The sequence below is a fragment of the Geotalea toluenoxydans JCM 15764 genome (assembly GCF_001311985.1).
Taxonomy (GTDB): Bacteria; Desulfobacterota; Desulfuromonadia; order Geobacterales; family Geobacteraceae; genus Geotalea; species Geotalea toluenoxydans.
Genome location: NZ_BBCJ01000037.1, coordinates 1 through 13,185, shown reverse-complemented (window position 1 = coordinate 13,185; position 13,185 = coordinate 1). Strand labels below are relative to the sequence as shown.

Below are 13,185 nucleotides of genomic sequence, written 5' to 3'. Positions count from 1 at the left end.
CCTCTTCATCAATCCCCCCCTACAAGTAGGGGGGAAGCGAACCTTGGTGAGCAGGGGATCTATGGTCGACCATTGTTCTGGGCATCCACTACTGCGATGGCAGCCATATTGACGATATCCATGACGTCATCACCACGCTGCAGGATATGGACCGGCTTGTTCATCCCCATCAGGATCGGGCCGATGGCGTCCGCTCCCCCCAGCTTGTTGAGCAGTTTGTAGGCGATGTTTCCCGAAGTCAAATCGGGAAAGATGAGAATATTCGCCGCTTTTTTCAGGGTGGAGAAGGGAAAGCTCGACTGCAGAATTTCCGTAACCACCGCCGTATCCGCCTGCATCTCACCGTCGATGATCAGCGGCTCCTTTTCCTTAACCAGTTCAACCGCCAGTCTCACTTTATCCACCTGGGGATGGCGCACGGAACCGAAGTTGGACATGGAAAGCATGGCAACACTCGGTTCAACCTCAAGCATGCGTGCCATTTCAGCAGTCAGAATCGCCGTTTCCGCCAGTTCCTGGGCATTTGGATCTATGCGCACAGTAGTGTCGGCCAGGAAGTAGAGCCCTTTTTTGAAGACCATGATGTAGAGGCCATGGACACTGGAGAGTCCCTCCTGCTTGCCGATCACCTGCAGTGCCGGTCGGATGGTCTCTGCATAATTTGAGTCAATTCCCGCCAGGAGGGTATCGGCATCACCCTGCCGCACCATCATGCAGCCGAAATGGGTACGGGACTTGCGGGACATAAGGCGCTGGGATTCGGAGAGGGTGAGCCCCTTGCGCTGCCGCAAGCGGTAAAATTCATCTGCGTAGCCATTGGCCTTGTCGGAGTTGGCCGGGTCAATGATCGTCACCCCGCCGTTCAGGTCGATCCCCAGCTCCTGCAGGGTCGCACGAATCTTCTTTTCACTCCCCAGAAGAATAGGCCGTGCAATCCCCTGTTCCACCAGCACCTGAGCGGCGCGTAGTATTTTCTCGTTCTCCCCCTCGGGAAAGACGATGCTCTTGGGATCGCACTTCGCCTTGTTGATGATCATGCGCAGGGTTTCTTTCGCTTTTCCCTGCAGGGATTCCAGCGCCTCCACGTACTTGTCCATATCGGGGATCGGCTGCCGGGCCACCCCCGAATCCATGGCCGCCTTGGCAATGGCCGGGGCAACCCGCATCAGCGCCCGGGGATCGAACGGCTTGGGAATGATGTAGTCCCGGCCGAAGCTGAACTTGACGTTGCCGTAGGCACGGCAGACTGAATCGGGGCATTCCTCGCGGGCCAGCTCCGCCAGGGCGAAAACCGCCGCTTTTTTCATTTCCTCATTGATGGTGGTGGCGCGGACGTCCAGTGCGCCACGGAAGATGAAGGGAAAGCCGAGGACGTTATTGACCTGGTTCGGGTAGTCGGAACGGCCGGTGGCAATCAGCACGTCGCCGCGGACCTTGTGGGCATCTTCCGGGGTGATCTCCGGATCGGGATTCGCCATGGCGAAGATGATAGGATTTACCCCCATGGTACGCACCATCTCCGGGGTAAAGGCTCCCTTGGAGGAGAGTCCGAAGAGGACATCCGAGTCCACAGCCGCCTCTTCCAGGGTGCGCATCGGCGTATCGACGGCGAAACGCTCCTTGTATTTATTCATCCCCTCGGTGCGGCCTTTATAGATAACCCCCTTGGTGTCGCACATGATTATGTTTTCCCGCTTGACCCCCAGGGAGACTACCAGGTTGGCGCAGGCAATGGCCGCGGCACCGGCGCCGTTGACCACGAGACGAATATCCTCTATCTTTTTCCCAACCAGTTCCAGGGCATTGATGAGACCGGCTGCCGAGATGATCGCCGTGCCGTGCTGGTCATCGTGGAAGACCGGAATATTCATGGTCTTCTTCAGTTCTTCCTCGATGTAGAAACATTCAGGAGCCTTGATATCCTCCAGGTTGATGCCGCCGAAGGTCGGTTCCAGCAGTTGCACGGCGCGGATGATCTCATCGGGATTTTCGCTGTTCAGCTCGATGTCGAAGACATCCACGTCCGCAAAGCGCTTGAAGAGCACCCCCTTCCCTTCCATGACCGGTTTTCCGGCAAGAGCCCCGATGTTGCCCAGGCCCAGGACTGCGGTACCGTTGGAGACGACCGCAACCAGGTTACCTTTGGCAGTGTACTGATAGGCATCTTCAGGCGTCTGCTCGATGGCCAGACATGGCTCAGCAACTCCGGGTGAATAGGCAAGAGACAGATCCTGTGCGGTCTGGCAAGGTTTAGTGGCAATGACTTCGATCTTCCCTTTGCGGCCGGTCGAGTGGTATTCAAGTGCTGCGGATTTTTTGTTCATCGTTATCTTCCTCAGCCCTTACTGCTGCATATTTATGGAGTCAATGTCGGGCTCTCACCCCCTGACCCGGCGGATCAGGGGGTGATTCAGTTTGGATTTGTGAAACGAATGAAGATCGGTCAAAAGCTTAGTCCAGAGTCAGCAGGACCTGTCCTATGTCAACGGCATGCCCCTCCTGGATGAGAAGCTGACCGACGATGCCGTCCTTGTCGGCGAATATTTCATTCTCCATTTTCATCGCCTCCAGGATCAACAGCAGATCCCCTTCCTGCACCTTCTGCCCCGGTTTGACCTCGATCTTCCAGACATTGCCGGCAAGGGGAGCTGTGACGCCGTTCTTGGGCGCTGCCGCACCTGCAGCGGCCGGAGCTGCAGCGGTAGCAGCCGGTGCAGCAGCGTCACTGAGCAGGGTCACCAGGGGCTGGCCGATATCGACGGCATTTCCCTCCTGGATATGGATCGTGCCGACAATACCGTCCCGGTCGGCAAAGATCTCGTTCTCCATCTTCATTGCCTCGAGGATCAGCAGCAGATCCCCTTCCTTGACCTCCTGGCCGGGGTCGACCTCGATCTTCCAGACATTGCCCGCCAGGGGAGAGACGATATCGAAACCACCGGCTGAAGCAGCCGGAGCGGCAGCTACCGCCCCTGCTGCGGCATTGGCGGCCGCTGCTGCGGCAGCCGCTGCGGCGCCGGTGGCCTTGGCGACCTGTACGACGAAGGTCTGGCCACCGCCGGTAACGGTGAAGGTTTCTCCACCCGCAACCGCAGGAACAGCGGCCTTGGCTGCCGGAGCGGCCTCCGCCCCGGTGGGAACCGGCTCGAACATGTCGGGATTGTCCCGATGCTCCAGGAACTTGAGCCCCACCTGCTGGAAGAGGGCGTAGGTGAGCACATCCTCCACCTCATGGTCCCCGAACTTGAGATTTTTGCCCTTGGCCAGGTCGCGCAGCTCGGCGGTGAGCTTGTCCATCTCGTGGTCGAGCAGGTCTGCCGGACGGCAGGTGATAGGCTCGGCCCCGGCCAGGACCTTCGCTTGCAGTTCCTTGTTCACCGGTGCGGAGGTGGCGCCGTACTCGCCCTTGAGGACGGCAGCGGTCTCCTTGGTCATGGACTTGTAGCGCTCGCCTGTCAGGACGTTGATGACCGCCTGGGTGCCGACGATCTGCGAAGTCGGGGTGACCAGCGGAATCATGCCCAGATCCTCGCGTACCTTGGGGATTTCGGCCAGCACCTGGTCCATCTTGTGGCCGGCATTCTGGTCTTTGAGCTGGCTCTCCATATTAGTCAACATGCCCCCCGGCACCTGTGCCATGATGATCCTGGCATCGATACCCTTGAGCGACCCTTCGAATTTTGCATATTTCTTGCGCACGACGGTGAAGTAATCGGCAATCTCCTGCAGAAGCGACATATCGAGCCCGGTCGCTTGGTCCGTCTCGGACATGATGGCCACCAGCGCTCGGTAGCGGAGTGACCGTAGGTCATGCTCATGGAAGAAATGGAGGTATCGACGTTTTCGACGCCGGCTTCAATGGCCTTGACATAGGTGGCGGTGGACATGCCGGTGGTGGCGTGGCACTGCATGTGGATCGGGATGTTGATGGATTTCTTCAGCTTCTTCACCAGCTCATAGGCAGTGTATGGAGAGAGAAGGCCGGCCATATCCTTGATGCAGAGGGAATGGGATCCCATATCCTCGATGCGCTTGGCCAGATCGACCCATTTGGGAATGGTATCCACCGGACTGACCGTGTAGGACATGGTCCCCTGGGCATGCTTACCCTGCTTGATGACCGCCTTGATGGCCGTATCCAGGTTGCGGGGATCATTCATGCATCGAAAACGCGGAAAACGTCGATGCCATTCACTGCCGCACGCTCCACGAACTTCTCCACCACATCGTCAGCATAATGGCGGTAGCCGAGGATATTCTGACCGCGGAAGAGCATCTGCTGCGGGGTATTCGGCATGGCCTTCTTCAGTTCCCGCAGGCGCACCCATGGATCTTCGCCGAGAAAACGGATACAGGAATCGAAGGTGGCTCCTCCCCACATTTCGATGGACCAGTAGCCGACCTGGTCGAGTTTTGCCGCGATGGGAAGCATATCGTCCAGACGCAGACGGGTGGCGAAGAGGGACTGATGGGCGTCCCGCAACACGACTTCAGTTATACCCAATGGTTTTTTTTCTTTGCTCATGTGCAGATCCTTTCAGAATATGGTTAGTTTCTATCGCAACCCCCCTCGATCCCCCCTATGAAATAGGGGGGAAGCGAACGTCAGTGAGCAGGGGGGTCAACACTGTGGTATAAAAGCCACCCAACATCAAACCTGGTGGAACAAAAGCCCCGGGCAGTATCGTCCGGGGCTTCCCTGTGCATTCTTATCCTTTGATGATGCGCGGCAACAGCATTTGATGCACCGGTGTGATCGACCGGGGATTCTGGTAGTTGGCGCCGGTGAAGGCCTGGATGTACTTGCGCAGATCGGGCAGCGACACTATTTCATCGACGAAACCGGTCTTGGCGCAGTATGCCGGGCGCGACTTGTCCTGGTAGTCCTGGATCATCTGGTTCATCTTGTCCAGGACCGGGGTCAGGTCATTGCCCGCCTCATCTTCCTTGACCAGCCGCCGGGCGTAGGATGCAGCGGCAGCGGTCTCGCCGTGCATGACGTAGATCTCCGTGAGAGGCGTACCCAGGGTGAAGGCGTTGTTGTTGTTGGCCTGGGGGCCGCACATGATGTAGTGAGCCGCCGCCGTACCCTTACGCAGGACAACGCACATCATGGAGAGCTCGGTCTGCTCGATGGAGTAGACCAGGGACTGGCCAAGAGCCAGCAGCTCCGCCTCTTCGGCCAGGTCACCCACGTCGATGCCGGTGGTGTCCTGCAGCCAGACGACGGGCAGGTTATCACGGCCGCAAAGGGTGACGAATTCCCCCTGCTTGATGAGCCCCTGGCGGTAGTGCTTGCCCCCCACGGCCGGATAGGCGCCGTTGGCATATTCCGGATAACCGGGGAAAACCCCCTGGCGGTTGCCGATGAAGGCGACCGGGAAGCCGTCGATCTTGGCAATGCCGGTAAAGACTTCGCGCCCGTAATCGGGACGGTATTCCATGAACTCGCTGTTGTCAGTGAGCCGGGAGAGAATCTGGATGGCGTCGTAGGGGCGCTTCTGGTTCGCCGGGAGGATCATGTTCAGATCCTCCACCGGAAACTTCGGCGGAGCAGGCTGGGCAACGCGGAACATGGCCGAATCGTAGGCGGGCATCATGCGCATGTAATCCTTGATGCCGTCCAACACCCCCGTTTCGCTGTCGTGCACCTCGCGGAAATAGCCGGTATGGTCGAAGTGGGTCTCAACCCGCCCCGGATCCTTGGCCTTGAAGCTCTTGGTGCCGTCGATCAGCGCCCGTGCCGCTTCGGCGTCGATATACCCCTTGGGGTTCATGCCCCCGACGATGCCGGCGCCGCCGACAGCGATGTTGGCTCCCTCGTGGGCCAGCAGGATGGTGGGGCTGATCCCCTGGTAGCCGCCACCGGCCGGGTTGGTGCCGTAGATGGCGTTGAGGATGGGGATTCCCAGATGGTTCAGGTCCGCATGACGGTAGAACGGTGCGCCACTGGAGCGGCGGCCGGCATAGACCGTCTCCTGTTCCATAAGCTTGACGCCACTGCAGTTGGTCAACCAGACCAGCGGCACATTGAGCCGCTTGGCCATGTCGGTGACCATGAGGATATTCTCCGACTGCCCGGCAATCCAGGCGCCGGCCATGACCTTGTTGTCAAAACCGATAATGACGGCCCATTTTCCCTCGATCTTGCCGATGCCATTTACCACCCCGGTACATCCCTCTTCATTGTCGCGGGGATTGTAGAGGGAGTGCAGGGGAGACCAGGTGCCGGGATCAACCAGGTATTCGAGGCGGTCATAGATAGTCATCCCGCCCCGCTCGTGGACCTTCTTGGCGGGGATTCCCGCATTTTTTACCCGCTCAGCCTCCTGGGCGAGAATTTTCTCCTGCTCCCGAACCAGATCGATATTTTCCTGGGCGCGCTTGATTTCTGCCTCTGTGAGCGCCTTGCCGATATCAGGCATTTTCTCGAAATAGGGACGAAGCGGCGTTTGCTTGCGTGACATAACGAAACCCCTTTCAGTTAATTCTTATTATTAGCTACCATACCCCCCACAATCCCCCCTATTCCATAGGGGGGAAGCGAACGTCATTGAGCAGGGGGTCTCAGCGGTTGGTTACATCGCCCAAGGCAAAACCGGCGATGATCGTCTTCTGGATGTTGCTCGTCCCTTCCACCGTCCGAAGGGACATGGAATCACGCAGCCAGCGCTCTGCCGGGTACTCGGTGGAGAAGCCGTAGCTGCCGAAGATCTTCATGGTCTCGGTAGCCGCATGCACTGCCGCTTCTGAGGCGAAAAGCTTGGCCATGGAGGTCTGGTACTGGTTGGGCAGTCCCTGGTCCTTGAGCCATGCTGCCTGGTAGACAAGGAGCTTGGCCGCCTCATGCTCCGCCACCATCTCGGCGATGGAAGCTGGATCATCTGGTAGGAGCCGATTTTCTTGCCGAACTGGGTCCGCTCGTTGGCGTAACCGATGGCGGCCTCGATGGCGCCGCCACCGATGCCGAGCGCTCCGGCGGCACAGCTGATACGGGTATTGTTCAACTGGAACATGCAGATCTGGAAGCCCTGGCCCACCTCGCCCAGCACGGAGTCCTTGGGAATCTTGGCCTGGCTGAAGGATATCTCGCCGGTGGGGGCGCAATGGAGACCCAGCTTGGTCTCGATGGGAGCAGTGATGATCCCCTCGTTCCCTTTCAGGTTGACGATGAAGCAGGTCATTCCCTTGTACTTGGCGCTCTTGTCGGTCATGGCATAGACCAGGCCGTAGTCACCGAGATGGGCGTTGGAAATCCACATCTTCTGGCCGTTCAGTTCCCAGTGGTCGCCACGATCGGTGGCGGTGGTCCCCATGCTGATGACGTCGGAGCCGGAATTGGGCTCGGTGATGGCAAAAAAGCCGAAATATTCGCCACTGACCCATTTGGGGATGAAGCGTTCCTTCTGCTCCTTGGTGCCGAACTTGTTGACGGTGATGGCTGGACCGATGTTCTGCATGTTGAGGGGCAGACGGGATGAGCCGCTGATCATGGCGAGTTGCTCGGCGATGATGACCGACTCCAGGAACCCGCAGCCGTTACCGCCGTACTCCTCGGGGAGTGCGCAGCCGAAGAAGCCCAGATCGGCCATCTTCTTCACCAACTCCGGGCGAAAGGTGTGGTTCGCCTCGTCTTCCTTGAGTGTGGGCAAGATTTCCTTCTGGGCAAAATCCCGCGCCATGTCCTGCATCATCTTCTGCTCATCCGTAAGTCCGAATCTCATGGTCATCTCCTTGCCTATGTTAGTTACCGGTTATGGACCTGTACCACCCTGCCCAGGGGGCAGCGTGGTGATTTTAAAACATAGTCTCAATTTAGCATTTGGTAAATAAGTACCGCAATGCTTATTTTTTGTCAAGCAACTAGTATCAATGGGTTGCACTAGTGCGTATTTTGTGGTGTTTATGAAAGTTGACAACGATGCAATACTATTCGATTGATACAAACTTATGTTTTATATGGACCGTTTTTTCTACCGCACTCCCCGCTCGTTTAGTGCATTGTGTAGCTTTTCCCGCATCAATTCCGCTGTGCGGTTCGTATGTTCTGAAATTGATGATATTACAAAAAAAATAAATTGCAAGCAAAATCTTTAGATCACCCATTGCCATCCTTTTACAGAAACATTTCTTTTCCACAATACCGTAGATACGGGCTGCCATGACAGCCGACTGAATTATATCCCACACTGAAAGCACAATTGAACAGTTCCATTGTGCGGAATTTAATCACCATTTTTATGCGAATTAGGGTTGACACCATTCTCCCTTTATGCAACCCTATGATCCAAGAAGTGCCTCGGCACCACAACGTATGTAGGCAAGGGAGACAACCGGCATGACCATGGACCAGAAAACCGGCAGGGCCCCGGCGGAGGCGCGCAAATTTGTCGAAGCTCTGGCACGGGGACTTGAAGTGCTGAGCTGTTTTCACCCCAGTGACCATTTCCTGGGAAACCAGGACATCGCCAAGAGAACGAAGCTCCCCAAATCGACCGTTTCCCGATTGACCTTCACCCTCTCGGAGCTGGGCTATCTCAATTACTGCAAAACCGCCAACAAATACTCCCTGGGCAATGCGGTCATCGCCCTGGGCTACGCAAAACTGGGGCAAATGGATATCCGCCGCATTTCCCGCCCCCTGATGCAGGCCCTGGCCGAGCATACCCAGGCGTCGGTCAATCTGGCATCCGCGATCAGCTGAACCTCATCTATATCGATACCTACCGCAATACTTCAACGCTCACGGTGCAGCTGGATGTGGGTTCGCAAATCCCCATCGCCACCACCTCCATGGGCAGGGCCTACCTCTGCGCCATGCCCGAGGATGAACGGAACGAGCTGCTGGCGCAGATAAAGGCCAGTGACGAGCAAAACTGGCCAACTATCAAGCAGGGTTCGATCAGGCAATGGCCGACTACCGGCAGTTCGGCTACTGCACCAGCCTCGCAACTGGCGCACCGAAGTACATGCCGTTGCCGTTCCCCTGGTCCTGGATGACGGCACCATCATGGGGTTCAGCTGCAGCGGCGCCTCATTCCAGCTGTCGCGGCAACTGATCGAAAGCGACATCGGCCCGCGGCTCATCAACCTGGTCGGCAACGTGCGCACCGCCCTTTCCTTTGCCCGAAACTGACTACTTCCGGGCCTTTCCACGCAAGCAGGGACCATAAACGCAAACAGGCCTTGAGAGTGAGCAAATGCATCACTTTCAAGGCCTGTTCTTTTTTGTGAAAAAGACGATTCTACTTACTGTCGGCTTCTGCCGCTTCAGCGCTGGCAGTTACATCCATCTCCCAGTTCAGCGGTGGTCATTCCTTCAGTCAGAACAAAGGCAGCCTGTAGCGCGAGGTGGGACAGAGGGGAAAACATTCCCTGCACTTCCAGCATTCAGTGGCCGCTATTTTCGGAATGAAGCAGATCCTCTTTTTGGCTCCCCGATCGATGAATCCCAGGGCATTTTTCTTCTTTACCTCGGTACAGTAGCGTACACAGAGGCCACAATGAATGCAAAAGGACTGGTTTCTTTTGAACCTCTCCCTGTCTGCGCAATACTCTTCAGCCAGCGCCACCAGTGTTTCCGAGTCGGGTGCATGGGCAAGCATCATCTCCACCAACGCCTGGCGAATCCTGGAAAGCTTTTCGCTCCGGGTGCGCACCACGACATTTTTTTCGGCCGGATAGGTGCAGGCGGCAACGACCATGGTCCTGCCGTTGGCTTCCACCTCCACCGAGCAGACCCGGCACCCGCCATAGGGTTCCAGCTTGTGGTGGTGGCAAAGAGTCGGTATTGCTATTCCCAAGCTCTCGGCTGCTTCCAGAATGGTCGCGCTTCCTGGACCGTAACTTCTCTGCCGTCTATTTGTAGGACAAGTTCGCTCATGGCTATTTGCTCCCCCTGACTATTGTTCTCGCCTCTTCAGGCAGCGGGGATGGGACTGTCTTGCCCGGTATCCGCGTCACCGCGCCGAAGCGGGGGGGACAGGCCTTCAGACAGGCCCCGCACTTGGTGCATTTTGCCTGATCGACCACGTGGATCTGGTTCTTCCCACCTTCAATCGCCCCTGCCGGGCATTTTTTGCTGCAGCTCGTGCATGCCTGGCACTTCTCCGGCTCAATATAAAAGGAGAAGAGGCTCTTGCAGGTGAAGGCGGGACATTTCCCCTCCATGTGGGCCTGATATTCATCCCGGAAATGTTTAAGTGTGCTCAGCACCGGATTGGGTGCACCCTTGCCCAGAGCGCACAACGAGGCGCTCGAAACCTCGGTAAGCTGCTCCAGAAGCTCCAGATCACCCTCTTTCCCTTTTCCATGGGTCAGGTCGTTGAGGATGGCGAGCATCTGTTGAATGCCTTCGCGGCAGGGAACACATTTGCCGCAAGATTCTTCTGCCAGAAATGAGAGGAAGAACCTGGCGAAATCCACCATGCAGGTTTCTTCATCCAGGACGATCATCCCGCCAGAACCCATCATGGAGCCGGCCTTGGTGAGCTGGTCGAAATCGACCTCCATGTCCAGGAGCGACTCGGGCATGCAGCCCCCCGCCGGGCCACCGGTCTGCACCGCCTTGAACTGCTTGTCGCCGGGGATGCCACCGCCGATCTTGTAGACGATGTCTCTCAAGGTTATGCCCATGGGTACTTCAACCAGGCCGGTGTTCTTGACCTTGCCCACCAGGGAGAATATTTTGGTGCCTTTGCTTCCCCCGGTGCCTATGGAAGCGAAGCAGCCGGACCCTTGTTGATAATCAGGGGAATATTGGCCCAGGTCTCCACGTTATTGATGTTGGTCGGTTTGTTCCAGAGCCCCTTCACCGCAGGGAAAGGCGGCCTTGGTTTCGGTTCCCCCGTCTTCCCTTCCAGGGAGCGGATCAAGGCTGTTTCTTCGCCGCAGACAAAGGCGCCCGCCCCTTGGGCCACTTCTACCGTGAAATCGAAACCCGATCCCAGGATGTTTTTCCCCAGAAAGCCATATTCGGTGGCCTTCTGGATGGCCAGGGTAATATTGTGCACCGCCAGGGGGTATTCCTGCCGCACGTAGAGGAAACCTTCGTGGGCTCCGATGGCATAGGCGCCGATAATCAGCCCTTCCAGCACAGCATGGGGACTACCTTCCAGCAGCGCCCGGTCCATGAACGCCCCGGGGTCACCCTCGTCGGCGTTGACGACCACATATTTCACCGGATCGGGAGCATTGCGGGTGAATTCCCATTTGTTGCCCGAGGGAAATCCGCCGCCCCCACGCCCCCTGAGCCCTGATTCCTTCACCAGACCCACCACCTGCTCCGGCTTCATCTGGCAGACTGCCTTTTCCAACGCAGCATAACCGCCGATGGCAAGATAGTCCTCGATGCTGGTGGGGTCCAGCTTGATGTTGTTGCCGATCAGGAGCCGCAACTGATTCTTGTAAAAGGGAATCTCCATCTCATGGACGACCCGCTCACCGGTCACCGGATCCACATAGAGCAGCCGGTCGATCACCTTCTTTTCCATGACGCTGGCTAAGACCTCTTTGGCGTCGGACGGCTGCACCTTGAGATAGCAGGTCTCTTCCGGATAGATGACGATCAGGGTCCCCGTTCACAGAAGCCGGGACAGCCGGTTTCCCTGACCTCAATCCTTTGTTCCAGCCGCTGCTCTTTGATTTCGCTTTTCAAGGCGGCCACCAGATTGGCGGCGCCGAGGGCAAGGCAGCCGGAGCCGGTACATACGGCAATGCAGGGGCGGTTCGGATCCCTGGACGACAGGATTTCCTTCCTCAATGCTTCGAACTCGACAGTCGAATTTATCTTTGCCATGGCCTTCCCTTACTCGTAGGTTTTCAACACGTCTTCCACCTGGGTCGCGGCCAGGTTGCCGTGGTATTCGCCGTCCACCACCATAACCGGTCCGAGGGCACAGCAGCCGATACAGTTGACGGTTTCCAGGCTGAACTTGAGATCAACGTCCGTTTCTCCCGGCTTGATACCGATCGCATCTTCAACATTATCGAGAACGCTCTGGGCGCCACGGACATGACAAGCTGTTCCCATGCAGACATGGACCTCGTGACGCCCCTTGGGGACCAGGCTGAACGACTTATAAAAGGTGGTGATATGCTGAATCTGATTCATGGGTACTTCCAGTCGCTCACTGACCCGTTCCAGAACTTCCTTGGGGAGCCAGTGGTTCTCACTCTGGATATTGATCAATATCTGAATCAGCGAACTGGCTTTGCGCCCATGGGCGTCAATAATCTGGTCAATCCTTTCAATATCCATAGCTCGTGCCCTCTCTTCTCACTTAGCCCCGTCACCGATAGGATCAGGCGATGGCATAGCGTTTCTTGGTTTCGTTGTAGCGGATCAAGCCCTGTTGCGACGATACATTGAGGCATCTTGCCACATCCGCCGGTTCCAGCCTCAACACCTCGGCAATTTCCCTGGTTGACAGGGGTTTTCTGCCCAAAAGTGTTAGAATTTGGCTTATGGCCAGATTTTCGGCAATCACCTCGCGGATCAGGGCATCCACCTCCGGGCTGCTGAAGAATTTGGTATATTCTTCTTCCGTCTTGAACCGTACCCGCAGCCGCTCCCGTTCAACCAGCTTGAGGAAGGGGAGTATCTTCTTGACTGCGGCAAACTTCAGCTTCAGGGCCTCTTTTTCTATTCCCTCGCTGGAGCCGATTGGCCCAAGTTCCTTGAGCCTGCGACCGAAGTCGTTCATCACATCGGCGTAGCGCATTCCCTCGGAGGCGGAAACCCATTCCAGCCGCAGCCGGTCAGGATTGATCCCCACCTGTTCCAGGACTCTCTTGGCCAGGTGCATCATGCTCAGGCGTCGTAATTGCCTTCGGTAACATAATGGCACTCGCCAAGCCAGCAGCCACCGATGAATACTCCATCGGCTCCCCTGGAAAAGGCCCGCAGCACAAAGTCCAGGTCGACCCTGCCTGAGCACATTACACGGATGATCTTTGTTTCAGTTGTATATTGCAGTCTGGAAACTCCAGCCAGGTCGGCAGCGCCGTACGCTCACCATGTGCATAAAAACCGACGACCCGCGGTTTAAATTCAAGGGCTGTAGTCATATCTGTCTCCTTTCCTGCCGGCAACGGCCGGCTCGATGAATTAGTGGACTCCAACACTATCCGGCCAAAATATTGATTCTTAGCCTCTGGACTTGAAGCCACTGCCTTGCACCCTCC

General features: G+C 57.0%; 9 protein-coding genes and 4 pseudogenes. 3 read left to right on the top strand and 10 right to left on the bottom strand.

All coding sequences use genetic code 11. From position 1 onward, the window contains the following. Positions 1-59 precede the first annotated feature (59 nt). The 6 genes and pseudogenes from JCM15764_RS18705 to JCM15764_RS18690 all read right to left on the bottom strand — a co-directional run bounded on the left by JCM15764_RS18705 (position 60) and on the right by JCM15764_RS18690 (position 7,682). Positions 60-2,324 carry an NADP-dependent malic enzyme gene (locus JCM15764_RS18705; RefSeq protein ID WP_054698379.1) on the bottom strand — a complete coding sequence of 755 codons (2,265 nt, stop codon included), beginning with the start codon at positions 2,322-2,324 and terminating at the stop codon, positions 60-62. Between the two features lie 127 nt (positions 2,325-2,451). After that, positions 2,452-3,606 (bottom strand): acyl-CoA carboxylase biotin carboxyl carrier protein subunit, encoded by a 1,155-nt coding sequence (locus JCM15764_RS30325; protein ID WP_279384563.1) that lies wholly within the window; start codon positions 3,604-3,606, stop codon positions 2,452-2,454. Between the two features lie 5 nt (positions 3,607-3,611). After that, positions 3,612-4,160 carry a hydroxymethylglutaryl-CoA lyase-like TIM-barrel protein gene (locus JCM15764_RS30320; RefSeq protein ID WP_279384561.1) on the bottom strand — a complete coding sequence of 183 codons (549 nt, stop codon included), beginning with the start codon at positions 4,158-4,160 and terminating at the stop codon, positions 3,612-3,614. Next, a complete protein-coding gene (locus tag JCM15764_RS30315) occupies positions 4,157-4,525 on the bottom strand; it encodes a hypothetical protein (protein WP_279384560.1) in 369 nt (122 codons plus the stop codon). Before JCM15764_RS30315 ends, JCM15764_RS30320 begins: the two co-directional genes overlap by 4 nt. Before the next feature lie 184 nt (positions 4,526-4,709). After that, positions 4,710-6,467, bottom strand: coding sequence for an acyl-CoA carboxylase subunit beta (locus JCM15764_RS18695; protein WP_054698377.1), 1,758 nt, complete (start codon positions 6,465-6,467; stop codon positions 4,710-4,712). 100 nt (positions 6,468-6,567) lie between these two features. Continuing rightward, positions 6,568-7,682 (bottom strand): annotated as a pseudogene (locus JCM15764_RS18690) (acyl-CoA dehydrogenase family protein). A 656-nt stretch (positions 7,683-8,338) separates the two neighbouring features. Here JCM15764_RS18690 and JCM15764_RS18680 point away from each other — a divergent pair. From JCM15764_RS18680 to JCM15764_RS18675, 3 genes and pseudogenes are all read left to right on the top strand, one after another. Further along, complete coding sequence (locus JCM15764_RS18680; RefSeq protein WP_054698374.1) at positions 8,339-8,704, top strand: IclR family transcriptional regulator; 366 nt, start codon at positions 8,339-8,341, stop codon at positions 8,702-8,704. Beyond that, a pseudogene (locus JCM15764_RS30310) lies at positions 8,689-8,799 on the top strand (IclR family transcriptional regulator); the annotation flags it as partial. The gene JCM15764_RS18680 and the pseudogene JCM15764_RS30310, both read left to right, overlap by 16 nt. Positions 8,800-8,863: 64 nt before the next feature. Beyond that, entirely contained in the window at positions 8,864-9,136 is a 273-nt protein-coding gene (locus JCM15764_RS18675; protein ID WP_054698372.1) for a hypothetical protein, read from the top strand. Positions 9,137-9,323: 187 nt separating this feature from the next. Here the strand turns inward: JCM15764_RS18675 and JCM15764_RS18670 are convergent, their stop codons facing one another. From JCM15764_RS18670 to JCM15764_RS18655, 4 genes and pseudogenes are all read right to left on the bottom strand, one after another. Continuing rightward, positions 9,324-9,803, bottom strand: coding sequence for a 2Fe-2S iron-sulfur cluster-binding protein (locus tag JCM15764_RS18670; RefSeq protein ID WP_243689415.1), 480 nt, complete (start codon positions 9,801-9,803; stop codon positions 9,324-9,326). An 82-nt stretch (positions 9,804-9,885) separates the two neighbouring features. Beyond that, a pseudogene (locus JCM15764_RS28860) lies at positions 9,886-11,797 on the bottom strand (NADH-ubiquinone oxidoreductase-F iron-sulfur binding region domain-containing protein). 9 nt (positions 11,798-11,806) lie between these two features. Then, positions 11,807-12,259 carry a complex I 24 kDa subunit family protein gene (locus JCM15764_RS18660; protein WP_054698370.1) on the bottom strand — a complete coding sequence of 151 codons (453 nt, stop codon included), beginning with the start codon at positions 12,257-12,259 and terminating at the stop codon, positions 11,807-11,809. 43 nt (positions 12,260-12,302) lie between these two features. After that, positions 12,303-13,068: pseudogene (locus JCM15764_RS18655) on the bottom strand (hydrogenase iron-sulfur subunit). Positions 13,069-13,185: the final 117 nt, after the last annotated feature.

Excerpts from the sequence above, each read along its gene's own strand:
- JCM15764_RS18660 (WP_054698370.1), bottom strand. The coding sequence starts at position 12,259 with ATGGATATTGAAAGGATTGACCAGATTATTGACGCCCATGGGCGCAAA.
- JCM15764_RS18705 (WP_054698379.1), bottom strand. The coding sequence starts at position 2,324 with ATGAACAAAAAATCCGCAGCACTTGAATACCACTCGACCGGCCGCAAA.
- JCM15764_RS30320 (WP_279384561.1), bottom strand. The coding sequence starts at position 4,160 with ATGAATGATCCCCGCAACCTGGATACGGCCATCAAGGCGGTCATCAAG.
- JCM15764_RS18695 (WP_054698377.1), bottom strand. The coding sequence starts at position 6,467 with ATGTCACGCAAGCAAACGCCGCTTCGTCCCTATTTCGAGAAAATGCCT.
- JCM15764_RS18680 (WP_054698374.1), top strand. The coding sequence starts at position 8,339 with ATGACCATGGACCAGAAAACCGGCAGGGCCCCGGCGGAGGCGCGCAAA.
- JCM15764_RS30325 (WP_279384563.1), bottom strand. The coding sequence starts at position 3,606 with ATGGAGAGCCAGCTCAAAGACCAGAATGCCGGCCACAAGATGGACCAG.
- JCM15764_RS30315 (WP_279384560.1), bottom strand. The coding sequence starts at position 4,525 with ATGAGCAAAGAAAAAAAACCATTGGGTATAACTGAAGTCGTGTTGCGG.